This is a genomic window from Pseudomonas monteilii (genome assembly GCA_001534745.1).
In the GTDB taxonomy this organism is placed as follows: domain Bacteria; phylum Pseudomonadota; class Gammaproteobacteria; order Pseudomonadales; family Pseudomonadaceae; genus Aquipseudomonas; species Aquipseudomonas alabamensis.
In genome coordinates this window covers 3,420,225-3,445,950 of sequence record CP013997.1, presented here as the reverse complement: position 1 = coordinate 3,445,950, position 25,726 = coordinate 3,420,225, and the positions used below count along the sequence as shown (strand labels likewise).

28 protein-coding genes and 1 pseudogene are annotated in these 25,726 nt (G+C 63.6%); 16 read left to right on the top strand and 13 right to left on the bottom strand.

The window, feature by feature from the left end:
• Positions 1-42: 42 nt before the first annotated feature.
• Complete coding sequence (locus APT63_14725; GenBank protein AMA46767.1) at positions 43-636, top strand: hypothetical protein; 594 nt, start codon at positions 43-45, stop codon at positions 634-636.
• A gap of 212 nt (positions 637-848) precedes the next feature.
• Here APT63_14725 and APT63_14720 read toward each other — a convergent pair whose 3' ends face one another.
• From APT63_14720 to APT63_14700, 5 genes are all read right to left on the bottom strand, one after another.
• Positions 849-1,220, bottom strand: coding sequence for a glutaredoxin (locus APT63_14720; GenBank protein AMA46766.1), 372 nt, complete (start codon positions 1,218-1,220; stop codon positions 849-851).
• Between the two features lie 53 nt (positions 1,221-1,273).
• Positions 1,274-1,819, bottom strand: a complete 546-nt coding sequence (locus APT63_14715) for a GTP cyclohydrolase I (protein AMA46765.1) — start codon at positions 1,817-1,819, stop codon at positions 1,274-1,276.
• A gap of 69 nt (positions 1,820-1,888) precedes the next feature.
• The gene (locus tag APT63_14710; GenBank protein AMA46764.1) at positions 1,889-2,449 is read right to left on the bottom strand and encodes a DNA mismatch repair protein MutS; all 561 of its coding nucleotides are present in this window, start codon (positions 2,447-2,449) and stop codon (positions 1,889-1,891) included.
• 49 nt (positions 2,450-2,498) lie between these two features.
• A complete protein-coding gene (locus APT63_14705; protein ID AMA46763.1) occupies positions 2,499-2,819 on the bottom strand; it encodes a hypothetical protein in 321 nt (106 codons plus the stop codon).
• Positions 2,820-2,903: 84 nt separating this feature from the next.
• The gene (locus APT63_14700; GenBank protein ID AMA46762.1) at positions 2,904-3,494 is read right to left on the bottom strand and encodes an isochorismatase; all 591 of its coding nucleotides are present in this window, start codon (positions 3,492-3,494) and stop codon (positions 2,904-2,906) included.
• A gap of 178 nt (positions 3,495-3,672) precedes the next feature.
• Between APT63_14700 and APT63_14695 the strand changes: the two genes are divergently transcribed.
• Entirely contained in the window at positions 3,673-4,581 is a 909-nt protein-coding gene (locus tag APT63_14695) for a ribosomal protein L3 N(5)-glutamine methyltransferase (GenBank protein AMA46761.1), read from the top strand.
• Between the two features lie 43 nt (positions 4,582-4,624).
• Here APT63_14695 and APT63_14690 read toward each other — a convergent pair whose 3' ends face one another.
• Positions 4,625-5,380 carry a hypothetical protein gene (locus APT63_14690; protein ID AMA46760.1) on the bottom strand — a complete coding sequence of 252 codons (756 nt, stop codon included), beginning with the start codon at positions 5,378-5,380 and terminating at the stop codon, positions 4,625-4,627.
• A gap of 95 nt (positions 5,381-5,475) precedes the next feature.
• The gene (locus APT63_14685) at positions 5,476-6,438 is read right to left on the bottom strand and encodes an alpha/beta hydrolase (GenBank protein ID AMA46759.1); all 963 of its coding nucleotides are present in this window, start codon (positions 6,436-6,438) and stop codon (positions 5,476-5,478) included.
• A 155-nt stretch (positions 6,439-6,593) separates the two neighbouring features.
• Here APT63_14685 and APT63_14680 point away from each other — a divergent pair, with 155 nt between their 5' ends.
• Genes APT63_14680 through APT63_14670 form a run of 3 tightly spaced genes read left to right on the top strand, consistent with a single transcriptional unit; the run spans position 6,594 to position 9,396 of the window.
• The gene (locus tag APT63_14680; protein AMA46758.1) at positions 6,594-7,679 is read left to right on the top strand and encodes a chorismate synthase; all 1,086 of its coding nucleotides are present in this window, start codon (positions 6,594-6,596) and stop codon (positions 7,677-7,679) included.
• Between the two features lie 29 nt (positions 7,680-7,708).
• A complete protein-coding gene (locus tag APT63_14675; GenBank protein AMA46757.1) occupies positions 7,709-8,863 on the top strand; it encodes an MFS transporter in 1,155 nt (384 codons plus the stop codon).
• Positions 8,860-9,396: an oxidase gene (locus tag APT63_14670; protein AMA46756.1), complete on the top strand. Its 537-nt coding sequence runs from the start codon at positions 8,860-8,862 to the stop codon at positions 9,394-9,396. The genes APT63_14675 and APT63_14670 overlap by 4 nt, the downstream gene beginning before the upstream one ends.
• An 89-nt stretch (positions 9,397-9,485) precedes the next feature.
• On the opposite strand, the gene APT63_14665 is transcribed toward APT63_14670, so the two are convergent.
• Positions 9,486-9,758: a hypothetical protein gene (locus tag APT63_14665; GenBank protein AMA46755.1), complete on the bottom strand. Its 273-nt coding sequence runs from the start codon at positions 9,756-9,758 to the stop codon at positions 9,486-9,488.
• Positions 9,759-10,052: 294 nt separating this feature from the next.
• On the opposite strand from APT63_14665, the gene APT63_14660 reads away from it, so the two are divergent.
• Together APT63_14660 and APT63_14655 are read left to right on the top strand one after the other, a co-directional pair.
• Complete coding sequence (locus APT63_14660; protein ID AMA47910.1) at positions 10,053-10,550, top strand: hypothetical protein; 498 nt, start codon at positions 10,053-10,055, stop codon at positions 10,548-10,550.
• 61 nt (positions 10,551-10,611) lie between these two features.
• The gene (locus APT63_14655; GenBank protein AMA46754.1) at positions 10,612-11,133 is read left to right on the top strand and encodes a hypothetical protein; all 522 of its coding nucleotides are present in this window, start codon (positions 10,612-10,614) and stop codon (positions 11,131-11,133) included.
• A gap of 7 nt (positions 11,134-11,140) precedes the next feature.
• On the opposite strand, the gene APT63_14650 is transcribed toward APT63_14655, so the two are convergent.
• Positions 11,141-12,079 carry a hypothetical protein gene (locus APT63_14650; GenBank protein AMA46753.1) on the bottom strand — a complete coding sequence of 313 codons (939 nt, stop codon included), beginning with the start codon at positions 12,077-12,079 and terminating at the stop codon, positions 11,141-11,143.
• Positions 12,080-12,204: 125 nt separating this feature from the next.
• Between APT63_14650 and APT63_14645 the strand changes: the two genes are divergently transcribed.
• The 5 genes from APT63_14645 to APT63_14625 all read left to right on the top strand — a co-directional run bounded on the left by APT63_14645 (position 12,205) and on the right by APT63_14625 (position 16,988).
• Positions 12,205-12,408, top strand: coding sequence for a hypothetical protein (locus APT63_14645; protein AMA47909.1), 204 nt, complete (start codon positions 12,205-12,207; stop codon positions 12,406-12,408).
• Positions 12,409-12,938: 530 nt separating this feature from the next.
• Positions 12,939-15,017, top strand: a complete 2,079-nt coding sequence (locus tag APT63_14640) for a hypothetical protein (protein AMA46752.1) — start codon at positions 12,939-12,941, stop codon at positions 15,015-15,017.
• Between the two features lie 166 nt (positions 15,018-15,183).
• Entirely contained in the window at positions 15,184-15,420 is a 237-nt protein-coding gene (locus APT63_14635; GenBank protein ID AMA46751.1) for a hypothetical protein, read from the top strand.
• Between the two features lie 179 nt (positions 15,421-15,599).
• Entirely contained in the window at positions 15,600-15,932 is a 333-nt protein-coding gene (locus APT63_14630; GenBank protein ID AMA46750.1) for a superfamily II DNA/RNA helicase, SNF2 family protein, read from the top strand.
• A 189-nt stretch (positions 15,933-16,121) separates the two neighbouring features.
• A complete protein-coding gene (locus APT63_14625; GenBank protein ID AMA46749.1) occupies positions 16,122-16,988 on the top strand; it encodes a hypothetical protein in 867 nt (288 codons plus the stop codon).
• 69 nt (positions 16,989-17,057) lie between these two features.
• Here the strand turns inward: APT63_14625 and APT63_14620 are convergent, their stop codons facing one another.
• On the bottom strand, positions 17,058-17,939 hold the full coding sequence (locus APT63_14620) for a hypothetical protein (protein AMA46748.1): 882 nt from the start codon (positions 17,937-17,939) through the stop codon (positions 17,058-17,060).
• A 389-nt stretch (positions 17,940-18,328) separates the two neighbouring features.
• Here APT63_14620 and APT63_14615 point away from each other — a divergent pair, with 389 nt between their 5' ends.
• Positions 18,329-18,625, top strand: a complete 297-nt coding sequence (locus APT63_14615; GenBank protein AMA46747.1) for a transposase — start codon at positions 18,329-18,331, stop codon at positions 18,623-18,625.
• Positions 18,622-19,476 carry an integrase gene (locus APT63_14610; GenBank protein ID AMA46746.1) on the top strand — a complete coding sequence of 285 codons (855 nt, stop codon included), beginning with the start codon at positions 18,622-18,624 and terminating at the stop codon, positions 19,474-19,476. Before APT63_14615 ends, APT63_14610 begins: the two co-directional genes overlap by 4 nt.
• Here APT63_14610 and APT63_14605 read toward each other — a convergent pair.
• A complete protein-coding gene (locus APT63_14605) occupies positions 19,452-20,630 on the bottom strand; it encodes a C4-dicarboxylate ABC transporter (GenBank protein ID AMA47908.1) in 1,179 nt (392 codons plus the stop codon). The two genes, APT63_14610 and APT63_14605, sit on opposite strands and share 25 nt — an antisense overlap.
• 128 nt (positions 20,631-20,758) lie before the next feature.
• On the opposite strand from APT63_14605, the pseudogene APT63_14600 reads away from it, so the two are divergent.
• Positions 20,759-21,658 (top strand): annotated as a pseudogene (locus APT63_14600) (transcriptional regulator).
• Between the two features lie 9 nt (positions 21,659-21,667).
• Here the strand turns inward: APT63_14600 and APT63_14595 are convergent.
• Positions 21,668-22,840 carry a hypothetical protein gene (locus APT63_14595; GenBank protein AMA46745.1) on the bottom strand — a complete coding sequence of 391 codons (1,173 nt, stop codon included), beginning with the start codon at positions 22,838-22,840 and terminating at the stop codon, positions 21,668-21,670.
• A gap of 260 nt (positions 22,841-23,100) precedes the next feature.
• Here APT63_14595 and APT63_14590 point away from each other — a divergent pair, with 260 nt between their 5' ends.
• Entirely contained in the window at positions 23,101-23,526 is a 426-nt protein-coding gene (locus APT63_14590) for a hypothetical protein (GenBank protein AMA46744.1), read from the top strand.
• A 405-nt stretch (positions 23,527-23,931) separates the two neighbouring features.
• On the opposite strand, the gene APT63_14585 is transcribed toward APT63_14590, so the two are convergent.
• A complete protein-coding gene (locus APT63_14585) occupies positions 23,932-24,390 on the bottom strand; it encodes a hypothetical protein (protein ID AMA46743.1) in 459 nt (152 codons plus the stop codon).
• Positions 24,391-25,726: the final 1,336 nt, after the last annotated feature.

The following is a 25,726-nucleotide window of genomic DNA, read 5'->3' as shown; positions in this document are numbered from 1 at the left end:
CGTTCGCAGCTCTCAGTTCCAGCCTCGCGTCCAGAGACCCCCATGCCAAGACCCCGCTGTGAGCGCTGCCTCAGGCCGCTCGATCATTGCCTGTGCCCGCTGATCCCTCGATTGCCAAGCCGTACGCGGGTGCTGTTGCTGCAACACCCCAGTGAGGTCGGGCATGCGTTGAACACGGCGCGTCTGGCGAGCCTGGGATTGGTGAATGCAGTGCTTGAGGTGGGTGAAGTGTTCGACCGCTTGCCCGATTGGCTGGCCACGCCGGCCTATCGACCCGTCCTGCTGTTTCCGGGGGAAGGGGCAGAGGTGGTGAAGCCTTCGAGACCAGACGACCGGCCCTGGCTGCTGGTGGTACCGGACGGGACATGGCGCAAGGCACGCAAGCTGGTGTACCTAAACCCGGCGCTGGCAGCATTGCCGCGGGTGACCCTGGAGGATGACGCCGCGCCTTCTCGCTACCGTCTGCGCAAGGCACCCGGGGAGGGCGCCTTGTCGACCATCGAGGCCGTGACACGGGCCCTGAACGTGCTGGACGCGCCGGCGTGTTTCGATGAGCTGCTCAGGCCCTTCGACGCCTTGATCGAAGGGCAGATCGAGGCCATGGGGGCGGAGGTGTTTGCGCGTAATCACGGGTGAAGCGGGGGTAGGGTAGGTAAGCCTGGGTCATCGTCGTGTAGGGCTGACGGCCCCGGCAGGGACCGCTCACAGAGGATCGCAGCGCTGATCTGACCCACCTGCGTAGCCAAACGCGCTCTCTGTAGGAGCGGCCCCTGCCGGGGCGCCGGACCGGCCGCGATCAGGCCCACCGGGCCCGTAAAACCAGCACCGCCTTACCAGCCAGTCAGCCTCTACACCCCAGCAAACCGCCCATCCAGATACGCAATGATGTCCTTGGACTCATACATCCACGTCGTCTTGTCACCCTCGTCGATCCGCAGGCACGGCACCTTCACCCGCCCACCGCCTTCGAGCAGCGCCTGGCGATGCACGGGATCATGCTTGGCATCGCGCAGCGCCACCGGCACGTTCAGGCGGTGCAAGGTACGTCGCGTCTTCACGCAGAACGGGCAGGCATGGAACTGGTACAGCGACAGCTGACGGGCAGCCTGGTCGACCTGGGCCTGGGCGGCCGGGTTGCGCTTGCGCTTGGCCGGGCGGCTGATCCACTCGCCGAACACGATCAGTTGGCCGAGTCCGACCCGGAGGGCTTTGACGATCATCGATGACTCCTGATGCAAGAGCCAGACCCTGTGGGCCTGGCGTCATGGGCCTGTCACTTGATCAGGCTGAGGAACTCGCTGCGGGTGGCGGCGTTGTGGCGGAACTCGCCGAGCATGACCGAGGTGATCATCGCCGAATTCTGCTTTTCGACGCCGCGCATCATCATGCACATGTGCTTGGCTTCGATGACCACGGCCACGCCGGCCGCATCGGTGACCTGGGCGATCGCGTCGGCGATCTGCCGGCTGAGGTTTTCCTGGATCTGCAGGCGGCGGGCGTACATGTCAACGATGCGCGCGACCTTCGACAGGCCCAGGACCTTGCCCTTGGGCAGGTAGGCCACGTGCGCCTTGCCGATGAACGGCAGCATGTGATGCTCGCACATCGAATACAGCTCAATGTCCCGAACCAGCACCATCTCGCTGTTGTCCGAGGTGAACAACGCGCCGTTGGTGACTTCTTCCAGAGTTTGCTCATAACCGCGGCAAAGGTACTGCATGGCCTTCGCTGCCCGCTTGGGCGTGTCGCGCAGGCCCTCGCGGGAGACGTCCTCGCCGATCTGGCTGAGGATCTCGGTGTAGTTCTGTTCCAGGGACATGGATCTACCTGTGGGAATTTTTGCAAAGGCGAAGGTTACGGCGGCACGCGCGACGCTGCAAGCGCGGCGTCACTCGTCACGGCCTTCGAGCATGGTGCGCTTGAGCATCACATACACCGCCCCCGTGCCCCCGTGGCGCGCGTTGCATGACGTGAACCCCAGCACCTGGGGATGCTGACGCAGCCAGGTATTGACGTGGCTCTTGATCATCGGACGCTTGCCATCGAGCCGTGCCGCCTTGCCGTGGGTCACACGCACGCAGCGCACTTCGAGCTTGGTCGCTTCGGCGATGAAATCCCACAGCGTTTCACGCGCTTTCTCGACACTCATGCCATGCAGGTCCAGGCTGCCCTCGAAGGGGATCTGGCCCAGCTTGAGCTTGCGCATCTGCGCTTCCTGCACGCCGTCGCGGCGCCACATCAGCTCATCCTCGGCCCCCACGTCGATCACGAACTGATCGGACAGCCCGTCGATCACCAGTGGCTGGTCGCTGCGAACGGTGGCCGCCTGACGCAGACCGGCCAGTTGCCGGCGATCGGCCTTGGGCTTGCCGACGTCCGCACGGTCATGACGGATCTGCTTCACGCCCTGCATCTGGCCCCGGAAAAGGGAAAAGTCATCGTCTTGCATGCCGGTCTCCACGCCTTGAGGCGGCGTATCTTACGCGACTGTCCGGCGCTCAACCGCGCTTTTTCGTCAGGTGGGGCGACAGGCCCAGCTCATGACGCCGACGCAGGCGCAGGCGGCTGAGGCGCCAGCCACGCACGCCCAGCCAGAGCAGCAGCAGGCCGGCCACCACCAGCACGCTGGCCAGCGGACGGTTGGCATTGAGTTCGGCGAAGGCCTCGTAATTGCCCAGCAGGCCGGCGACGCCAGCCATGGCCATGAGGATGCCCAGGGTCGCGACCATGGCCGACAGGCCGGCCGCCAGCTGCGCGCCGCGACCGCCAGGGCCTTTGGCGCGCGAGGAAGGGGTGTCGAAACGGTCGGTGGGTTTCATGCCGGTCTCCTCCGGGGGTATCCGTTCATGAGACTCGCCGGACCGGACGGGCGTTCCACGCGACCGTCGGGCGGGCGGTACGGATCAGATCAGGCTGTCGGTCGGTGCGACGCAGGCGAAGTTGTCGGCCATCACCGCCATCTCGCAGCGGTGGATCTGCGCTGCCGGAATGATCTCGTCCTTGAACGCCAGATCGCGGGTGGTGGAGGCATCCTCGACCAGCGTGCAGCGGTAGCCGTAGTCTTTGGCGCGGCGCACGGTGGTGCTGACGCTGGAGTGGCTCATGAAGCCGCAGACGATGAGGTCCAGATGACCCAGCGCCTGGAGCGTCTCGTGCAAGGGGGTGTTCTTGAAGGCATTGGGCATGCGCTTTTCGATGACGGTCTCGCCGTCACGTGGTTCGAGCCCGGGAATGAACTCGCCACGGCTGCCCTGCGGGTCGAACGGGCCGCCCACGGTGCCGAGGTGGCGGACATGGACGATCGGGCGTCCGGCTTTGCGCGCGGCGTCCAGCAGCCGGGCGATGTTGGCGACCGCCGCGTCCATGCCCGACAGCGCCAGCGGCCCACTCAGGTATTCCTTCTGGGCGTCGATCACGATGAGGCTGGCCTGGTTCAGCCGGGCCGGCGGGTAGTCGCGGCCGCTCAGGCGGAACATGGTGGTTGGAACGGACATCGATGGCTCCTTGGCTAGGGCTTTTGTGGCCTATTGTCCTCTGCCGCGACGCCGTTGGGAATGCTTGACAGCGCAGGCAGCGCGTTTCCTGGCCTGGAGCGGGTTCGCCGGCAGCCCGGGGGAACCATTTGCACCTGGCTGCTGTTAGACTTTCGGACTGTCTGATAAGGAGTTCTTCGTGATCACATCCCGCCTGCGCACGCTGCGCGACCACATCCGCTGGGCGGTCAGCCGCTTCCACGAACACGACCTGTTCTTCGGCCACGGGGCCGACAACGCCTGGGACGAGGCGCGCCTGCTGGTGCTCGGTGCCGTGCACCTGCCGTGGGAGATCGCCGACAGCTACCTGGATTGCCAGCTCGAGGACGACGAGCGCGTGCGCCTGCTGCACCTGATCAAGCGCCGCATCGACGAGCGCGTGCCGACGGCGTACCTGCTGGGTGAGGCATGGTTCTGCGGCATGTCGTTCCTGGTCGACGAGCGCGTGCTGGTACCACGCTCGCCCATCGGCGAACTGATCGAGAAGCGCTTCGAACCCTGGCTGGCCCAGGATCCTGCGCGCATCCTCGACCTGTGCACCGGCTCGGGCTGCATCGGCATCGTCGCCGCCGACGTGTTCCCCGACGCCGAAGTGGCGCTGGCCGACCTGTCGTTCGACGCCCTGGAAGTGGCCAACCGCAACATCGAGCGCCATGGGCTGGAGGGCCGGGTCTACACCGTGCAGGGCGACGGCTTCGGCGGCCTGCCGGGCCAGCGCTTCGACCTGATCCTGTCCAACCCGCCCTACGTCGATGCCGAAGACTTCGCCGACATGCCGGCCGAATACCACCACGAACCCGAGCTGGGCCTGGCCTGCGGGCAGGACGGCCTGGACCTGGTACGTCGCATGCTGGCCGAAGCCGCCGATCACCTGACCGAGAAAGGCTTGCTGATCGTCGAGGTCGGCAACAGCCAGGTGCACGTGGCCGAGCAATACCCTGAAGTGGACTTCGCCTGGCTCGACTTCGAGCGTGGCGGGCATGGCGTGTTCATGTTGACCGCCCAGCAGTGCCGCGACCACCAGGCCCTGTTCCAGTCGCGGGTCTGACCCGCGCTTCGTGCGTCGAGGCCTGCTGCCATCCAGGCAGGCCTCAACGTGACGCCATCCAGATCAGCAAGGCGGCCTGAAACACCGCGAAGGCCACCAGGCAGGCGATGGTGAAGCGCAGGCTGCCGTCTTCACGCTGGTAGCGCGCCACCCGTTCGTCCCGCTCGCGCAGCGAAGCCTCCTGGGCCTGAAGGTCGGCATCGGCCTGTTGCAGCAGGCCGGCGGACTCGAGCGTGTCCACGCGCTGGACCCGTTCGGGGTTGAAGCCGCCCTTGAGCTGGGCGACGTCCAGCTCGGCCGTATGGTCGGGGGTCTGGCCATCCGCATCGACCAGGGGGATGCCGAGCCGTTCCAGCACGTGGTCGCGCCGCAGCTTGGTCTCCGGCCGCAGGGCATCCCGGGGCGGCAGAACCCGACTTTCGACCCGGTAGTGCGACCAACGCCGTTGCAGCCAGGTCACGGCCTGGGCTAGCAGGAAGCGGCCCAGGCCGCGATCGAGCGGCTGAAGGTCGAGGTCGGCCCCCAGGCGAACGGACTTGCTCTGGTGATCGACCCAGACGTCCAGGCGGTTCTGGGTCTTGTGTACCCGTTGGCCGGGCAGGCGGACTTCCAGACGCAGCAGGCTGAAGGCCAGGTCATGGCGCTCGGCATGCCCGACTTCGACGAAGCGCAGGGGGCGGCTGCCGTCGTGGCTGGTGGGCAGCGGCGCCAGGCGCAGCAGTTGAAAGTGCTCGGCATGCACGTCGGCCCAGGGCAGGGCGGCAGGCTCCGGCGAAGGGGGTGTTTCGGTATCGGTCATCCGTTGATCCTCGGGTCAGGCGGGGTGGCGTCCGGACGTCTCGGCTCGACCCACCCATCCTCCTGCTATCGGCATCCGGCGCAAAACCTGAACGCTTACGGCCCCACGACCTGGCGGATGAACGCCACCACGCGCTCCCCCAGTTCCCGCGCCAGCGGCAGTTCCGGGTTGTTGTAGCTCTCGCGCTGCTGGCTCATGTCCCGTGGGCTGATGCGCAGCATGTGGTTCATGCCGTCGATCAGCACCAGCTCGGCCTCGGGTCGTGCGGCCTTCAGGCGTTCGGCATCCTCCACGTCGACCTGCACGTCGTTGCGGCCCTGGATGATCAGCGCGGGCACCGTCAGCCGGGCGAAGGCCTGGGCCGGGTCCTGGCGGAACAGGCTGATCAGGTAGGGCTGCACGCTGGGACGAAAGACCTGGCGCAGGGGTGCAGGCACGTCCAGGCTGGTCTGGCCGGCCTGCAGGCGATCGAGCAAGGCATTGCCCTTGGCCAGCTGGCGGGGTGGCAGGCGCTGGGCCAGTTGCTCGCGCAGGACGTCCGCCACCGGCCGACCGCTGCCGGCCAGGGTGATCACGGCACTGGCACCGGCCGGTTCGGCGGCCAGGCTGGCGATCAAGGCGCCTTCGCTGTGGCCGATCAGGATCAGCGGGCCGAACCGTGGGTCGGCCTTGAGCGTCTGCCCCCAGGCCACCACGTCCTGCACGTAGCGCTCGACGCTCAGGTCACGCTCGTCCGGCGTGGCCGGTTGGCTGGCCGCCACGCCACGCTTGTCGTAGCGCACGCTGGCGATGTGCGCGTTGGCCAGCAGCAGGGCCAGGCGCTTGAGGTTGTCGACCCGACCGCCGGCCGGGTTGTTGCCGTTGCGATCGGTCGGGCCGGAGCCGGCGATGATCAGCGCCACCGGCGGTGGCGTCTCGCTTTCGGGCAGCAGCAGGCTGCCGTGCAGCACACCTTGCCCGGTGTCCAGGCTGATCGGGCGTTGCAGGACGGTGGGGGAGGCGGCCTGGACCAGGCCAGCGAAACACAGCAGAAACACGGCGACCATGCGCGACTTCATCAAGCTACCAACGCGGCCAGGCCGCTTCCAGAGGTGGGATGGCGCTTGGACCGGGCGCTGCGGCACAAGGTTCGTTCGTCAGGGATGAACTCATGGGTAGGGCTGCGTATACTGGCGGCCTTGTTCAAACCAGGCTGATTCGCGGAGCGTCCTGCATGTCCGGCAATACCTTTGGCAAGCTGTTCACTGTCACCACCGCTGGCGAAAGCCATGGCCCGGCGTTGGTCGCCATTGTCGACGGCTGCCCGCCGGGCCTGGAGATCACCCTGGCCGACCTGCAGCACGACCTGGACCGCCGCAAGCCGGGCACCAGCCGCCACACCACCCAGCGTCAGGAGGCCGACGAGGTCGAGATCCTTTCCGGGGTGTTCGAAGGCCGCACCACCGGCTGCTCGATCGGCCTGCTGATCCGCAACACCGACCAGAAGTCCAAGGACTACTCGGCCATCAAGGACCTGTTCCGCCCGGCCCATGCCGACTACACCTACCACCACAAGTACGGTACCCGCGACTACCGTGGCGGTGGCCGCAGCTCGGCGCGCGAGACTGCCATGCGCGTGGCGGCCGGGGCCATCGCCAAGAAGTACCTCGCCACCCAGGGCATCCAGGTGCGCGGCTACATGAGCCAGCTCGGGCCCATCGAGATTCCGTTCAAGACCTGGGACAGCGTCGAGCAGAACGCCTTCTTCTGCCCCGACCCGGACAAGGTCACCGAACTCGAGACCTACATGGACCAGCTGCGCCGTGACCAGGACTCGGTCGGTGCCAAGATCACCGTGGTCGCCGAAGGCGTGATGCCAGGGCTGGGCGAGCCGATCTTCGACCGGTTGGACGCCGAGCTTGCCCATGCGCTGATGAGCATCAACGCGGTCAAGGGCGTGGAGATCGGCGCAGGCTTCGCCAGCGTCGCCCAGCGCGGTACCGAACACCGCGACGAACTGACGCCGGACGGTTTTCTCAGCAACAACGCCGGGGGCATCCTCGGTGGTATTTCCTCGGGCCAGCCGATCGTCGCGCACCTGGCGCTCAAGCCCACCTCGAGCATCACCGTGCCGGGCCGCTCGATCGACACCCAGGGCAACCCGGTGGACATGGTCACCAAGGGCCGTCACGACCCGTGCGTGGGCATCCGCGCCACGCCGATCGCCGAGGCGATGATGGCCATCGTGCTGATGGACCACCTGCTGCGTCACCGTGGGCAGAACGCCGAGGTGCAGGTGTCGACGCCGGTGCTGCGCTGATGCGCGACCGGCGCGCGGTGCACTGAACCATGGCGCCGCTGCCCTACTGGCGCCTGTCCAGTTTCTATCTGTTCTATTTCGCCCTGCTCGGCGCCACCGCGCCGTTCCTGGCGCTGTACTTCGACCACCTGGGGTTCGCCCCGGCGCGCATCGGCGAGCTGGTGGCCATCCCCATGCTGATGCGCTGCGTCGCGCCGAACCTGTGGGGGTGGCTGGGTGATCGCAGCGGGCGCCGCCTGCTGATCGTGCGCCTGGGCGCGCTGTCGACCCTGGCCAGTTTCGCGCTGATCTTCTTCGGGGCCAGCTATGCCTGGCTGGCGCTGGTGATGGCCCTGCATGCGTTCTTCTGGCATGCGGTGCTGCCGCAGTTCGAGGTCATCACCCTGGCGCACCTGCAAGGGCAGACTGGCCGCTACAGCCAGGTACGCTTGTGGGGCTCGATCGGTTTCATCCTGGCGGTGATCGGCCTGGGCGGGCTGTTCGAGCGTTTCAGCCTGGACGTCTACCCGGTCGCGGTGGTGCTCATCATGGCCGGTATCGTCGTCGCCAGCCTTTGGGTGCCCAATGCACAGCCGCCTGAACCGACCGAGCGGCAGCCAGCCGGCGGTTTTCTCGCGCAACTGGCGGCGCCGGGCGTGCTGGCCTTTTACCTGTGCGTGGCACTGATGCAGTTCAGCCATGGGCCGTACTACACCTTCCTCACCTTGCACCTGGAACACCTGGGCTACACACGGGGCGCCATCGGCCTGTTGTGGGCGCTGGGCGTGGTCGCCGAAGTGCTGATGTTCCTGCTGATGGCCCGGGTGTTCCAGCGGTTTTCGGTACAGCAGGTGCTGTGCGCCAGTTTCCTGTTGGCGGCCCTGCGCTGGCTGCTGCTGGGCGAGCTGGCGCAGGTGCCCGCCGTGCTGTTGTTCGCCCAGCTGTTGCATGCGGCCACCTTCGGCTGTTTCCATGCGGCAGCGATCGCGTTCGTGCAGGGCAGTTTCGGCGCGCGTCAGCAGGGCCAGGGTCAGGCGCTGTACGCGGCACTGGCCGGTACCGGCGGCGCCCTGGGTGCGCTGTACTCCGGTTACAGCTGGGCCCGGCTCGGGCCTGGCATGACGTTCGGGCTGGCCAGCGGCGCAGCGCTGCTGGCCGCTTTCATCATGATCGTTCGACTGAAACGAAGCAGGAGCAATGCATGAGCATCCTCAGTGTATTCCAGGTATCCAGCCCGGCCGTGCCGGACAAGGTCCTGACCCATCACGAAGACATCGCGGCGACCCTCGCCGAGCATGGCCTGCGCTTCGAGCACTGGCCGAGCGACACGGCCGTGCGTCCGGGAACGGAAGAGGGCGAGGTGAGGGCGCGTTACGTAGACGTGTTCGAACGTCTGGCCCATGAGCGTGACTGCGGTGTGCTGCGGCTGCTCAATCAGGATGGCGTCGACCAGGGTTCGCTGGGCTGGCGCGAAGAGCATGTGCAGAGCGGTGAGGAAGTGTTCGTGGTGCTGAGCGGGCGTGCCGAACTGAGCGTGCGCCTGGATGAGCGCGTGCTGTCGGTAGTGTGCGAGAAAGGGGATGTGCTGACGCTACCCGCAGGGGTGCGGCGCTGGTTGGAACTGGGGGAGCGTCCGTTCTGCCTGGCCATCCGCGCGTTCAGGAACGAAGGCGAAGCACTGACGCGGTTTACGGGCGACGAGACGGCCAGGGAATTTCCTGGCATCGAAGCGTTCTGAAAGCAGTCACGTGCCGTTCGAAAGGCAGGCCAATGTTCACAGGGAAAGCCCGATGAGCGTTGGCGTGCCTTACGAGGCCCGGACCGTCATTAGCGGTAGGTAGGCAGGGCGAAGCGTTGCTGGCTTTGCAGCATGTTGATGACCGGCAGCTCGCTGGCTTGTTCGGCCAGATCACGGCGGATGGCGCTGATGGCCCAGGACAGCTGTTCGGCGCTGTGCAGTTGGCCGTAGGACAGTACGCGACGGGTGGTTTTGCCGTCGGCGCTGCGCAGGGTCAGCAGGATGCCGCCATCGGGACGCGGCTGGGTAGCGACCTGGTAGGCTGCGAATACCGAGGCGAATTTCTCTTGAATGAGGTTCATGTCCAACTCCCGAAATGGATGTGTGCAGATTCTGGGTAGAAGGATTGCAGCGAGCGTGCCAGCTTTTTGCTAAAAAAATATCCTTTAAAATCAATAGCTTAACTATGTGACAATTTCAGTGTGCCATGCAGAGTGCATGGTCATGCAAATTGCACAGTGCATTTTGCAACGCCCGGCAGGCGCGTCGGCTTGGAACCATCCTTCCGGGCGTGCTGCCTAAACCATTCGACCCGATTGCCCAGGAGCACACAGATGACCGATTCGTCGCAGACCCCAGCCGGTGCCGGCCGCGCCATGACCGAAGAAGAGGCGGTGCAATTTGCCGAGCAGGTCTTCGATCGGGCTCGTGTGGGGGATGCCGAGATGCTCGAGCGGTTGATCACCAGCGGGCTGCCGGTCAACCTGCGCAACGGCAAGGGCGACACCTTGCTGATGCTGGCCAGCTACCACGGGCACCACGACGCGGTCCGCGTGTTGCTCAAGCACGGTGCCGACCCCTTGATGGCCAATGACCGTGGGCAACTGCCCATCGCCGGTGCCGCGTTCAAGGGTGACCTGCAGATGATCCAGCTGCTGCTCGAAGAAGGCGTGCCGGTCGATGCCTGTGCTGCCGATGGCCGTACCGCACTGATGCTGGCCGCCATGTTCAACCGTGTGGAAATGCTCGACTACCTGCTGGAGAAGGGCGCCGACCCTGCGCGTCGCGACGTCGGTGGCGCCAATGCCCTGGCTGCGGCCATGACCATGGGCGCCAGTGAAGCGGTGGCACGGCTGCAGGCCTTGACCCACTAACCGGCGGCGGGCGTTTGCGGCTATCCTTGGCGACTTTTTTCGTCGCTCGCAAGGGGCCACCATGAAACACGCACTGCTCGAACTCATCCGCCTGGTCGGCGCCGGCTGCATGCCCGAGGACGACATGGCGCGGATCGCCGACGAGGCGGCCCAGGCCTACGCCGATCCGGCCGCCTTCCTCGCGGCCAACCCGGACATCAACTACGACGACAGCTTCCCGATTCCGCTGGGCGAATGGGTGGTGGTCGGCAGCCTGCCGGATACCGTGCTGTTCCAGGCCGACAGCTACCAAGAGCTGTTCGAGCAGATCGCCGCGTCGTTCGACAAGAGCGTGCCGCTGAACCTCAAGGCCAAACAGCTGGCGCGTACCGAGCCGTTGACGGCGCTGAACCGCATCCAGGTGCAACTGGGCGCCTTGAACAAGGAAGCGGGCGGCTACGTGCTGGTCAACTTCAGCCAGCCCCTTGACGATGAGCTGCAGATGGTCATGGTCGGCCAGCACGACCTGGCGCGCGTGCTGGCATTGAGCGAAGAAGTCGGTATCGCCGCCGCCCCGGCGCTCGAGGCCCTGCGCCAGGCCTGAGGTTCTTTCAGCCCAACGCCGTGTCGAGGAACATCATGACCGCGAAGCCGCCCATCAACCCGAGGGTGGCCGAGGTCTGGTGACCGTGGCGGTGGGTTTCCGGGATCACCTCGTGGGAGACCACGAACAGCATTGCCCCGGCCGCCAGGCCCATGCTGACCGGGTAGGCCAGGGCGAAGCCGGTGGAGATGCCCAGGCCGATCACGGCGCCCAGGGGCTCCATCAGGCCCGAGCCGATCGCGACCATCGCCGCCTTGAAGTTCGACAGGCCCGTGGCCCGCAGCGCCAGGGCGACCGCCAGGCCTTCCGGGATGTCCTGGATGGCGATGGCGCTGGTCAACGGCAGCCCGACCGCCATGTCGCCGTTGGTGAAGCTGACGCCGATGGCCATGCCTTCGGGTAGGTTGTGCAAGGTGATGGCCAGCACGAACAGCCAGACGCGGTTGATGCGGTCGGCTTCCGGGCCCAGCGGGCCGGTGCTCTCATGTTCATGGGGCGTGAAACGCTCGAGCCCCAGCATCAGCAGCACGCCCAGCCCCAGGCCGACCACCACCGTGAACGCGGCACCGGTGCCACTGCCGGTGATCTCCCGCGCGGCCTCGAGCCCCGGCAGGATCAGCGAGAATGAACTGGCCGCCAGCATCATGCCGGCCGCGAAGCCCAGCATCACGTCCTGGCTGCGCACGCTGACATCACGCAGCACCACGGCCAGCACGGCACCAAGCGCAGTGGCGGCAAAGCCCGACAGCCCGCCCAATGCTGCCAAGTGCAGGTTGTGCGCATGATCCCCGCTGAAGGCATTCCAGATGCTCGCGCCCAGCAGCGCCAACACCGCCAGCAGGCTCACGCCCAGCCCTGCGCTGAGCCAGGGCGCGGTCTTGATCTGGTCGCGCCAGGCACTGCGCAAGGTATTGACGACGACGCTGTCGGTGGTGGCTTGGGGCATGCAAACCTCGTGGCAGGTGGGTTGGGCGTGTCAGGGTAGGGCGGATTCGAGGCGCCAGGGTTCCTTCTTCATGATGAATGACGGACCATGGCGCGACGATCGAAGACAGGCACGGGAGCATCGATATGGGTTCGACGTTCAACGGGCTGGCCGGTCTGATCCTACTCGGGTTCGACCTCTGGGCGCTCGTCAACGTTCTCGGCAGCGGGGTACAGGGGTGGAAGAAAGGCCTCTGGAGTTTGTGGATCGTGGGGGCGCCGGTGATCGGCGTCATCGTCTGGGGCATTGCCGGGCCTCGCTGGCAGCGCAGGCCTGAGCCAACGCGGTGACGGGATTTGTGGGCCTTTCAGGCCCAATCGCGGCACAGGGGCCGCTCCCACAGATGACCGCGATAGCCTGCAACTCCGCAGAGGCGCTACGGGTGTAGGAGCGGCCCCTGTGCCGCGATTGGGCCCAACGGGCCCATGAAATCAGCCACCCCATGGATCAGGTAAAACCTGCACAGACAGCCCCATCCGACGGCCTGACCCGACACGCTCCTCCCACAGATGACCGCGATAGCCTGCAACTCCGCAGAGGGGCTACGGGTGTAAGAGCGGCTCCTGTGCCGCGATTGGGCCCAAGGGGCCCATGAAATCAGCCACCCCATGGATCAGGTAAAACCTGCACAGACAGCCCCATCCGACGGCCTAACCCAACACGCTCCTGCCCCCCCGACACAATTTTCACACTGGATTGCCCACACTCCGCGCCGCACAATACGGCCTTGGCCCAATGGCCGTCGCGCAAGGCACTGCCCACCCCCTCGGTAGCAGACGCCTGCGCCTCTTCGAAAACCGCCTGTCCAGGACCCTCGTTCATGGCTAATCCGGATGCCCTGAAGCAACCCGCGCCGTCGCGCACGTTCTCTCCCACGCTCACGTCCCACCTGGCCTACACGCTGCTCAGCGGCCTGACCATCATGCTGATGCTCAGCCTGGTGCGTCTCGGCCTGCTGATCTACAACAGCGACATGATCGGCGAGACGCCCTATTCGACCGTGGCCGAGGGCTTCCTCAACGGGTTGCGCTTCGACCTGCGCGTGGTGGTGTACATCAGCATCCCGCTGCTGCTGGCCATCCTCAGCCCCTGGGCGATGGCGCGGCGCGGCGTGTTCCGTCTGTGGCTGACCCTGGCCTCCAGCGCCGTGCTGTTCCTCGGGCTGGTGGAGATGGACTTCTACCGCGAGTTCCACCAGCGCCTCAACGGCCTGGTCTTCCAGTACATCAAGGAAGACCCCAAGACCGTGATGAGCATGCTCTGGTACGGCTTCCCGGTCGTGCGCTACCTGCTCGCCTGGGCCTTCGGCACCTGGCTGATCAGTCTGCTGTTCAAGGGCATCGACCGCCTGACCCGTGGCCCGGCGCGCGAGCCCGGGCAGGTCGCCACCCGTGTGGTCACCCCGTGGTACAACCGCCTGGCGGTGTTCATGGTCATCCTGCTGGTGGCGGTGGTCGCAGCCCGTGGCACCCTGCGCCAGGGCCCGCCCATGCGCTGGGGCGATGCCTTCACCACGGACTCGAACTTCGTCAACCAGCTGGGCCTCAATGGCACCCTGACGCTGATCGATGCTGCCAAGAGCCGCTTCGGCGAAGACCGCGCCAACATCTGGAAGGCTACCCTGGACCCTCAGCAGGCCCAGCAGACCGTGCGCGACCTGCTGCTGACCCCCCATGACACCCTGGTCGATGCCGACAGCGCCGCCGTGCGTCGCGACTTCGTGCCGCCCGCCGAGCGCACCCTGCCGATCCGCAACGTGGTGGTGATCCTGATGGAGAGCTTCGCCGGGCACTCGGTGGGCGCCCTGGGCAGCCGCAACGACATCACCCCGAACTTCGACCGCCTGGCCAAGCAGGGGCTGCTGTTCGACCGCTTCTTCTCCAACGGCACCCATACCCACCAGGGCATGTTCGCCACCATGGCCTGCTTCCCCAACCTGCCCGGGTTCGAATACCTGATGCAGACACCCGAAGGCGGGCACAAGCTGTCCGGTCTGCCAGCGCTGCTCAGCGCCCGTGACTACGACGACGTGTACGTCTACAACGGCGATTTTGCCTGGGACAACCAGTCCGGGTTCTTCGGCAACCAGGGCATGACCACCTTCATCGGCCGTAACGACTTCGTCAATCCGGTGTTCTCCGACCCAACCTGGGGCGTGTCCGACCAGGACATGTTCGACCGGGCGAACGAGGAGCTGGCGCACAACTACGGCAAGAAACCGTTCTATGCCTTGCTGCAGACGCTGTCCAACCACACGCCGTACGCGCTGCCCAAGGACCTGCCGGTCAAGCCGGTCACCGGCCAGGGCCGCCTGGACGAGCACCTGACCGCCATGCGCTACTCCGACTGGGCGCTGGGCCAGTTCTTCGAGAAGGCCAGCAAGCAGCCGTACTACAAGGACACCCTGTTCGTGATCGTCGGCGACCATGGCTTCGGTAACCACCAGCAGGTCACCGAGCTGGACCTGGGGCGCTTCAACGTGCCGCTGCTGCTGATCGCCCCTGGCATCCAGGACGCCTTTGGGGCGGTCAACCACACTGTGGGCACCCAGGTCGACATCGTGCCGACCATCATGGGCCGTCTGGGTGGCGAGACCCGCCACCAGTGCTGGGGCCGTGACCTGCTCAACCTGCCGGCAGGCGATCCGGGCATCGGCATCATCAAGCCGTCGGGCAGCGAGCAGATCGTCGGCTTGGTGCAGGGCGACCGCATCCTGATCGAGTCCAAGGACATGTCGCCGCGCCTGTACCGCTACCAGTTGGGCGGCGAGTTCAAGGCCGAGCTGATCGACAGTGACGATCAATCCGCGATGGTGAAGAAGCTCGAGTCCTACATTCAGACGGCCACCAAGAGCCTGCTGGACAACACGGCCGGCGTGGTGCACGGCGTTCCGGACTGATGCAGACGACGGAGGGGCAGGCATGCCCCTTCGTCCCCTAGGCTCCGTGGCCCGGCTCGTCGGGTTTTCCATCGGGTGGGCCGCTTTTGGGCTGAACAAAAACCCGACCTGCAAGGTCAAGCTAGAACGGGCGTCATTCAACGTTTTTCATGGCGAGGTCTATTTGATGAAAGAATGGGAAATCACTTTTCTGGATCAGAACGGTGTGCAGAGTTCCCTGGCCTATAGCGCCGAAGAACGCCCCAGCAAGGAAGAGGCCGCACAGTGGATCCGGGCCAAGCTGTTCCCGGTCATGGCCCAGGCCGACCTCAACGACCTGCAGGGCCGTGTGGAGTCGCCCACCGAGCGTGTGCTCAAGGAACAGAACAGCGTCATCATCCTCGGCGTCGAAGAAAAGGCCTGACAGGCCCTTGGCAAGTGCCCTTGCGGGGCGCTAACGTGTCAGTAGGCGACTGTCCTTTCCGGGTCGCCTTTTCAACACCGCTCCACATCGAAGCAAGCAGCTCGCATTACCCGGCGCACCAGCGCCCGGCAGGTGCCTACGCACTGAAAGTCTATCCATGCACTTGAGGAGGACGTTTCATGAGCAGCCATAACGAAGATGTCAGCAGCAGTGTCCTGCGGCAGATGAAGGACGGGGGGTTCGACTTCACCCGTATTCATCCCATCGAGTTCTACGCCACCTTCCCCGACGAAGCCTGCGCCCGCGAAGCGGCAGGGCAGTTCCGGGGTGAATCCCTGAATGCACAAGTTTCCGAGCTCGACGACGGTGCCTGGCACCTGCAGTTGAGCAAGGTCATGTACGCCACCTACAAAGGCATCGGGGCGTTCGAACAGGTGTTCGAGTCGGCAGTGTCGCCCCTGGGCGGCGAAGTCGAAGGCTGGGGCGTCAAGCACGAGCGGTTGCTGGCCTGAGCCGGCGCAGTCCTGTCGTTTTCCGTCTGACAACCCATGGCCCGTTCCCTTTGTCCGTGCAGTGGACAGGGGGAGGGGAAGGCTTTTCCCTGTGTCCCTCTTTGCCCTGACGTACCGGCGAGGTCGTTAGTCATTGCCCGTTCGAACGCCAGCCGCTAAGGTCGCCGCCTCGACTGCACAGAGGCAACCATGGTCTACCTATTCGTCGTCGCGCTGATCCAGGCGTTTTCCTTCAACCTCATCGGTGAATACCTCGCCGGCCAGGTGGACAGCTATTTCGCCGTGCTGGCCAGGGTGATCCTGGCTGGCCTGGTGTTTCTGCCGCTGACCCGCTGGCGTCAGGTCGAGCCGCGCTTCCTGCGTGCCATGCTGCTCATCGGCGCCTTGCAGTACGGTATCACCTACGTATGCCTGTACTTGAGCTTTCGGGTGCTCAGCGTGCCGGAGGTACTGCTGTTCACCATCCTCACGCCGTTGCACGTAACCCTGATCGAGGATGCCCTAAACCGGCGCTTCAATGCCTGGGCCCTGGTGGCGGCGGCCGTGGCGGTGGCAGGCGCGGCGGTGATCCGCTTTGACACCTTGAGCGGAGACTTCTTCATCGGCTTCCTGCTGCTGCAACTGGCCAACTTCACCTATGCAGCCGGTCAGGTGTTCTATCGTCATCTGGTCGCCCGTCACCCGAGCGACGAGCCGCATTACCGACGCTTCGGCTACTTCTACCTCGGCGCGTTGCTGGTGGTGTTGCCGGCGTTTCTCGCCTTCGGCAACGTCCAGCACCTGCCCAGCACCGACAGCCAATGGCTGGTGCTGCTGTTCCTGGGCCTGTGCCCGACGGCGCTGGGGCTGTACTGGTGGAACAAGGGCGCCTGCCTGGTGCCGGGCGCGACCTTGGCGGTGATGAACAACCTGCATGTGCCCATCGGGCTGGTGCTCAACCTGCTGATCTGGAATCAGGCCCAGCCATTGGGTCGGTTGCTGGTGGGCGGGGGCATCATTCTGGCGTCGGTATGGCTCAGCCGACTGGGCACACGGCGCATGCCGCAAGCGGCGTGAAGGCGCTGCGGGAGAAGGCTGCGACGGCAGCCTTCTTCATGAGATCGAGGGTGACGGGAGCGACGCGGGTCAGCCGCGGGCCGGGCGTTTGAGCTTGCCCTGGGCGAAGGCGCCGAACTCGCTGACCAGCATGCCCACCAGGATCAGTACGGCCCCCAGGATGTTCACGTCGGTGAGCCGGTCCCCCGCCAGCCAGTAGCCGAACAGGCCGCTGAACACCGGTTCGAACAACAGGATCAAGGCCACGGCCTGCGGGTGCATGAGCGACTGGGCCTGGGTTTGCACGAAGTAGGCCAGCCCCGTGCCGAGGATGCCGAGCAGCACGAGGACGCGCCAGGTATCGCCGTCGGTTGGCACGCTGAACTCGCCCGACGCCGTGCTCCACAGGCCCGAGAGCAGCGCCACGGTCAGCATCTGCAGGCAGGCGAACGCCAGGGGCGTGCCGGAAAACGGCAGCTTGGCCAGCATGACGATGTGACCGGCGAAGAACAGCGCGCAGCAGAGGATCAGCGCATCGCCCAGGTGCAGGGCAAAATCCGCCAGGCTGAGCAGCCCCAACCCCACCAGTGCTACCGCCGCGCCCAGCCACTGCGGCCCGGTCAGCCGGTCGCGGTAGAGGAAGAACAACAGGATGGGCGTGAACACCACCGACAGCCCGGTGATGAACCCGGCGTTGGACGGCGTCGTCAGGCCGATACCGCTGGTCTGGAAGGCAAAGGCGATGAACAGCATGACACCGGCGGCGATGCCCGACAGCACGTCCCGACGCGTCAGGCGCTTCAGCGAGGCATAGGCCATCGGCGCGAGGAACAGCGTGGCGATGGTGAAGATCCACGTGTTCAGCGCAGACGCTGTCATGCCGTGCAGGCTCTGCTGCTTGGCCACGAAGCTCCAGCCCCAGACGGCGGTGATGGCGACCATGGCCAGGGACCAGAAGGGTTTCGAGTTCAAGACAGGCTCCAGAGGGGGCAGGGCGGTTGAGGTGGCTCTTTCTAGCGTCTGGCGGTGGGGTTGTCCAGTGAGCGTGAGGGTGGGCATGGCCGTTTTTCTTTGGCCTGCGCTACTGCGTTGAATGGTTTTGTGGGCCTTCCAGGCCCAATCGCGGCACGGGGGCCGCTCCTACAGGAGAAATGTGGTGCTGTTCTGAGTCACCGCGTTGGCGCTACGGGTGTAGATACAAGGAGCGGCCCCTGTGCCGCGATTGGGCCCGAAGGGCCCATAAAATCAGCCCCGCCGTCCCAACCCCAGACCACACCCTCACAGCCCCACCAGACACGGTGAGCTGGTCTAATGGCCCCGGACACCTCAATAGGTGAAAATACCCCTACTGAGGAGTTTTCATGACCAAGAAATACAGACAATTCGATGCTGCGTTCAAGCTGGAGGTTTGCCGGCTGATCGTCGACCAGGGCCAGAGTGTGAACTCGGTGTGCATGGATCTGAGCCTGAGCGACACGGCCGTGCGCCGCTGGGTTCAGCAGTACAAGGCCGAGCAGCTGGGTGGTCCGGGCATCGGCAAGCCGCTTACCAGTGAGCAGCAGCGGATTCGCCAGCTGGAGCAGCAGGTTCGCGAGTTGAAGATGGACAACGACATCTTAAAAAAAGCTACGGCCTTCTTTGCCCGCGAATTGAAGTGATCCACCAGCTGGTTCACCAATTGCAACGCAAGGCCTACCCGGTGGCACGTGTCTGCCGGGTACTGCGGATCAGTCGCTCGAGGTTCTACGAAGCCCGTCAGCAACAAGCCAGACCGCGTCCGGCCTGTCCGATCACTGCCCGGCTCAAGGCCACCTTCGAATCCACGGAGCGCTGCTACGGAAGCCGCCGCCTGCTCGGCGCACTGCGCAATGAGGGCATGGTCATCGGTCGCTTCAAGGTCCGCAGCCTCATGAAACAACAGGGCTTACGCCCAGTCTGGAAACGCAAGTTTGTTCATACTACCAACAGCAAGCACAGTTACCCGGTCGCCCCAAACCTGCTCAACCGCCAGTTCACGCCAGCAGGGGTCAATCAGTCTTGGGTAGCTGACATCACGTACATCCGTACCCGCAGCGGCTGGCTGTACCTGGCCGTGGTCATGGACTTGTTCTCGCGCAAGATCGTGGGTTGGGCGATGGCGCCGCACATGCGTGCCGACCTGGTATGCAATGCCCTGCAACTGGCGATTGCGCAACGGCAGCCGCCACCGGGCCTGATTGCCCACTCTGACCGCGGCAGCCAGTACGCCGGCGTTGCCTATCAGAGTCTGCTGGCGCGGCACGGCATGCACTGCAGCATGAGTCGCAAGGGGAACTGTTGGGACAACGCCGTGATGGAGCGCTTCTTCCTGAACCTGAAGATGGAGCGCGTCTGGCGCAAGGATTACGCCAATCATGGCGAGGCGATCAAGGACATCACGGACTACATCATGCGCTTCTACAACAGGACACGGTTGCACTCGACACTAGGCTACCTGGCTCCGAATCAATACGAGCTGAAGGCCGCCTGAAAATCACCGATCAAGGTGTCCGGAAAAAGTTGACCACCGCACGGCGAATGAAACAACTCCCCCCGATACGCCCCCACCGCCGTACGCACCGCCACCCATCCCCACATCACCCCAACGATCACGACCAACCCCTCACCCAACCCTTCGAACACCCCCATCCCCAGCACACCCCCCAGCTTCAAGGTCGCCGCCGCATACACCCCCAACGGAAACACGAAGGCCCACCACCCCAGATTGAACGACATCCCCAACGCCACCTGGCGCACGGTGATGAGCACCGCCAGCAACAGCCACCACACCCCCAGGCCCCACAACAGCATGCCACCAATCGCCCCCATCCCCGCCGCCGTCGCACCGATCTCGCCCAACCCATTGGCCGCAAAGACCGTCGGTGCCGCACTGCCCAGCACCAGCATCCCCAACGCCCCCGTGCCGATCGGGCCGAGCGACAGCCAGATCGACGCCGCCAGCGCCTGCGGCGGCAGCCGGTGCACCACCAAGCGCAACAGCAGCACCACCAGCAGGCTCAGCGCGACCGGCACCGAATACGCCCACAGCACGTAACACAGCACCAGCATGTGCAACTGCGCAGGCGCCTGCGTCACATGCGGCACGATGAGCCCACCCGTGACGGCCGCCACTTCGGCCGCCACCACCGGCAACAACCAGACCGCCGTCATCTGCTCCAGGCTGTGCCGCTGGCGCGTGACCATCAGAAACGGCACCCATACCCCACAGGCCATCGCCAACGCCACATCCAGCCACCAGAGCGCCTGCGCCCACGGCACGACAGCAGTCCCCCAGGCCGGCAAACCATACTGCAGCAGGCCGTTGATCAACGTCGCCAAGGCCATCGGGATCGTCCCGAGAAACATCGAGGCAGTCGGGTGCTCGACGATGCGCCTGGCTTCGTCGAAGAACAGCACCCAGCGCGCCAGGTACAGCCCGGTGAACACGACGAACAGCACCGCGCTGAATTGCCAGAGCCCAGTGCCCAGATACGACAGTGAAGCCCCGGCGTCAGGCAGCTGCCCCAGCAGCAATGCCAGGATGCCCGTGCCCATGACCACCGAGAACCATTGCGGCGTGAACTGCCGCACCACCTCCGGCCAGCCCGAAAGGGCGGACAGCGGTCGCGGGAAAGGCGTACGCAAGCGTGGGCCGAAGTACTGCACAGTGCCCTCCAGGGCGTCGAGTCGATGACGCTAAGAGCATGACGAACTGGCATCAACCGGTAAAACGCGTAATCTGCTTATCACTTACCCATTGAGCCGTTAGATCGATGCGCCTTACCTTGCGTCAACTCGATATCTTCAAGGCCATTGCCCAGCACGGCTCGACCGTGAATGCCAGCGCGGCCCTGTCGCTTTCCCAATCAGCCACCAGTTCAGCGCTCCAGGAGCTGGAAAGCGCACTCGACGTGCGCCTGTTCGACCGTGTCGGCAAGCGTCTGGTCCTCAATGCCAACGGCCACGCCTTGCTGCCCCAGGCCGTGCGCCTGCTGGAAGCGGCCGCGCAGATCGAGGACGGCTTCGAGGGCAGCGATCAGGCCACGCGACTTACGGTCGGCTGCAGCACCACCATCGGCAGCTACCTCATGCCGATCCTGATGGAGACGCTCGCCCGGCATCACCCCGGCCTGCGCATCGACGTGGTCATCGGCAACAGCGCCGACATCGCCCGCCAGGCCGGCCAGCTGTCCATCGACATCGGCCTGATCGAGGGCCCCTGCCACCTGCCTGAGCTGATCGTGCGCCCCTGGTTCGAAGACGAGCTGGTGATTATCGCCGCCGCTGACGACCCCCTGGCGCAAGGCCATCCGGTCACGCGCCAGGCCTTGCGCACCGCATCCTGGCTGATGCGCGAGGCCGGTTCAGGCACCGCCGAGGAAGTCGCCCACCGGTTGATGCCTCATTTGGGTCACCTGGAAGACACCCGCCGCATCGGCAGCTCCGAAGCGATCAAGCGCATGGTCGCTGCCGGTCTGGGGATCAGTTGTCTGTCGTACTGGGTGGTGAGCGACCTGATCGCTCAAGGGTAGTTGGCCGTCCTCGATCATGACCTCCCGGCGCAGACACGCCAGTTGCACGTCGTACACCACCGGGACAAGTTCCTGTCGCGCGCCCTGGACGACTTCCAGCACACGCTGGACGCCTTCGCCCTGGCCCAGGGGCAGCACTGACGCCTGGTGCTAGTCAGCAGAGGGCGTGTCGGACGTCACCAGCAGACGCTCCAGGGCCGCCAAGCCTGCCTCACTGACGATGTCGTAGGTGCCGCCACTGCTCTGCCGATAGACCTCACGCGCTTTGCGCACCCGTTCGAGCAACGGCACCACCACCCCTGAGGCCATCTCGAGAAAGTCGTTGAGGTCGGCCCGTGTCTGCGGAATCTTGTAGCCCTTGGCCGTGCTGGTGATGATCACGTTGGCGTCGCGCAGCTTGGCGATGCCATTGGAGCGGATCTTGTGTTCGGACACATCGCCGAAGCCCCGGTCATGGAGGTGGGCCAGGATGTCGGCCGTCGGCAGGTAGTCCTGGGTGACGAATTCACTCTGGAACCTCAGGTACTCCAGGATGGCCAGTTGCAAGCGCATGTCCTCGTCCGGATGCTCGCCAGCCTGCTCGATGAAACGGTCGGCCTGACGCAACGCTTCCTGATGCACCTGATAATCGGCGTATTGCGCCTCGTCCATGGGCGGTGGCAGAAGCGAGGTGAAGGCCGGCGGCCATTCCAGCAGGCCCAAGGTGCGGGCCTGCAACAGCGTCTCGTAGGCGTGCCGGACCCCTGGCTTGGCCTTGCCGCCATGCACCTCGCTCACGGCGTTCGCCAGCCCCTGCGCGATGTGGAGCAAGGCATCATCCTCACGGGCGCGCACCTGGAACATCTGCTCGTCGCCGAACAGATCATCGGCGTAGCGGCCCTGTATCAGCCCTTGCAGACGCTCGCGAAGCGTCACGTCACCGTCCGCGTCCACGTTCACCTGAACGTCACGTAGGTCCCGGAACAGGCGGGCATGCAACAGCCCGGCGACATGCTCGGTGAACGAGGTTTTCAGTTGCAGGCCGCCGTCCCGGTGGATGCGCGCCCTGTCCACGACGATGACGTGCAGCTTCACCGGCCATCGCGCGACATCGGCCAGCAGCTCGGCGTGCTGGTTTGCCTGGGCTGCGCGGCGTTTGCCAGGCGTCAGGTCGGCGAGGTGGATCTGCTGTCGGCACAGGTGCTCGGCCTGCTCGCGGACTGCGTGCAGGTGCGTGGTGCTGACGAGGAGGGTGCAGATGACCAGACGGCCCGAGCCTGGTGCTGTTGCAGCGATCGCGTTGCGGTCACCTGACTCGCTCAGATAGGCATGGGTGGTCGTCAAGTCAGCCTCCGTTGCATAGGTCGCAGGGTGTGCTATCAGCGTAGCAACATCCGGCAGCTTACAGCCTGGCGTTGGAAACGTGCGGTCGATCACACCTGGGCATGGACGTGCGGGCGATGCGGTTGTTGGTTGAGCTGGCGGGTGACAAAATGATGCGTGGAGCGTCGGCAGTAGGCTTGAACAATGAAGTCGGGCCTTCAGATGCTCCAAGCACGGCAAGCCGTGTGTTCGATCATTCAAGGACTATAGGGAATTTTTAAATGAGCGTCGCCGAAGCCAGCAAGGATATTTCTCAGCACAAGCCCAAATGGCAAGAGCGGTTTGCGTTTTTCGATGCGCATGGGGCGCCCAGTTCGCCCGAGTACAAGGCAGCACTCAAACAGCAGCCGTTCAAGAAGAAGCTGCTGATCAACATGAACTTCATTGCCTTGTTCTTTGGCCCTATCTACCTGTTCGTACTGGGCTTGTGGAAAAAGAACCTGGCGTTGCTGGGTATCATCATCGGGGCCGGTTTGGCGATCGATGTGCTTTTCGCCTTGCTCGGCATGGAAACACCACGTGCCATCAACAGCGGGTTTGGTGTAGCAACCAACCTGCTGTACGGGCTGAGTACGAACTATGCCTACTACCTGAAAGAGCGTAAGGGTGAGCAGGGCTGGAACCCGTTCAAGGGCATGCGCTGGTAATGTGCTCAAGGGCTGCTCACGACGTACACGCGCCTTCGTGAGTAGCCCTTGGTTTGAATGATGAGCACGCCACAGCCAAGGTCGCTTGTCAGTGAATGGCTATTTCTTTTCAGGTTTGCTCGGCTTCAACTCGGGATTGTTTCCTTGTGTCTCCTTGTTGTCATGACGACGCTTGTCGACTTCGCCGGTTGATTTGGCGGTAGGCTTCGGGCCGGGTTTGAGAGCCATGGGATCGTCCTCGTGTTCATGTGAAGATCAGGGGATGTCCAATGAGCGTAGACTGTGGCTGGATACTTTCAAGTGGTACTGATCAGATCGCATTGATTCCCTTGTGCATAGGAGGCGGACCAGAAGAGGCAGAGGCTGTTTAACGCCGAAGTAGGCCCCTTTTGATTCCGTCGTACTTTACACGCTGGCGTTTGTGGCATTGCTCAGTAATAGGTGGGCACTTTCTATAGAATGAAAAAGGCCAAAGACCATAAAGAAATAGATGCCTGCCATCAGGAGGCAGGATTCTAAGAAGGCAATCTTCTTATTTTTAAGTAGATAGGAAACTGTCATGAGCTTTTTACTTCTGACGTTTTTGCTGTCAAATGCTGCGACGTAGGCGTTAAAGTCAGCCATAGCCCATTCCTTAAAGTCCAGGAAGAATGCTTTGATATTGGCAATGGCTGCCAGTAGGAGAATGAAAAAAACAAGCGCACAGATGATGCTCAATGAGATAATGTTATTTGTGTCTTGGTGTGCGATGAGGATGTCAAGTTTCTTAAGCAGAATTGCAACAAGGAGCATGATGAAAAATTGAGCCGATGTGTTGCGAAGGAATTCCAGGAAAGATTTTCTTCCTGCGTTTAGTACCCACATAATTGCATCCTTTTCGTTAACGTTATAGTTGATTTTAAAGTCTAGGTTTTATGCGCGAGCAAGCTTCGATGTGCTAGCCTGCAGCCATTTTCTATAATGGTATTTCTGTAGTCTACGCTTATCATATCGTCGGCTTTCGCCCAGGAGCATTAAGGTGCTTACGGATGTTGGGGAGAATTTTTACCGAGTGGATTGCCGTGTGGAAAATAGAGGCTGTTTAGACTATCGATCAGTAGCGTCTTGAGCCAGCATTTCATTGTTTCGATGTCCTGTTTTTCCATTGCAAAGCATCATGATTAGGCTTCTAGTACGAAAAAGATGTGGTCAACACCCATGGCACAGGCTAGTGAGACCATGGCAGCATAGCTGTTTGCGAGTTTTTCGAAGCACGGGGCGATCCGAGGGTCCTCTTTCAGCCAGTCAAACATTCGCTTGAGAGTACAGCTGAGCGGGGGGAATATCACTGGCTTATCCTGATGAAAGCCTGAATACAGTGGGACGCCATTGATAGCGCAAACCATGTGAATCTTGGCGGTCAGACCGCCTCGATTGCGTCCCAAGGCAAAGTTTAACGGTTTTTCAAACCCCTTTTTTCGCGGCGCCTGAAGGGCTAGGGTTGCTCGTATCGCGGTGGGGTCGATCATTCAGGTGTCCAAGTCAATTAGCCCAGCCGAATGTGCAGACGCTCCAGTACTCGCTCGAATGTGCTGTCGTTGCGCCAGTCATGAAAACGCCGACACACCGTTGACCAAGACCCAAAGCGCTCAGGCAGATCAGGCCGGGTAGCGCCCGAACCTAGAACTCAGAGAATTCCGGAGAGAACAAAGCGATCCTCGCTGCGACGACGGCCCGTTATCTGTTGTGGAGAAACCAAAACCTTGATCAGTTCCCACGATGCATCAGAGAGTTCGTAACGCCTCGACATGTGGGCCTCCAAGCAGTCATGGCGGCCATTCTGATCACACTGACTTTTCGTACAAGACCTAAACGCCGTATCGCTTGTTGCCGCCAGATGTGATGCAGTAGCGGCCCCCTCTTGGGCCGATGCAGATGCGACCTGAAGAGCAAGGGCATGATGATCCGTAATCAGGTGTTGCCGTTCGAGCGGGTTGAGGAGCAGGGCGTTCCCTCTTTGGCTTCGAGGTAACAAAGCAGTTCAAGCCTTTACATAGATTTTTGTAGGAAATCCAACGCTGAGGCTGCCCATCAAAGCTGATGCGCGCCCATTCCTCACGCTGCTCAAAAACCTGTACCTTTTCACCACGCTTGAGGCTTGAAATTACTTTCCCACCTGGTTGCGCTCGCAGATTCAGCTTGTCCGCGTTGACGAAGTGCT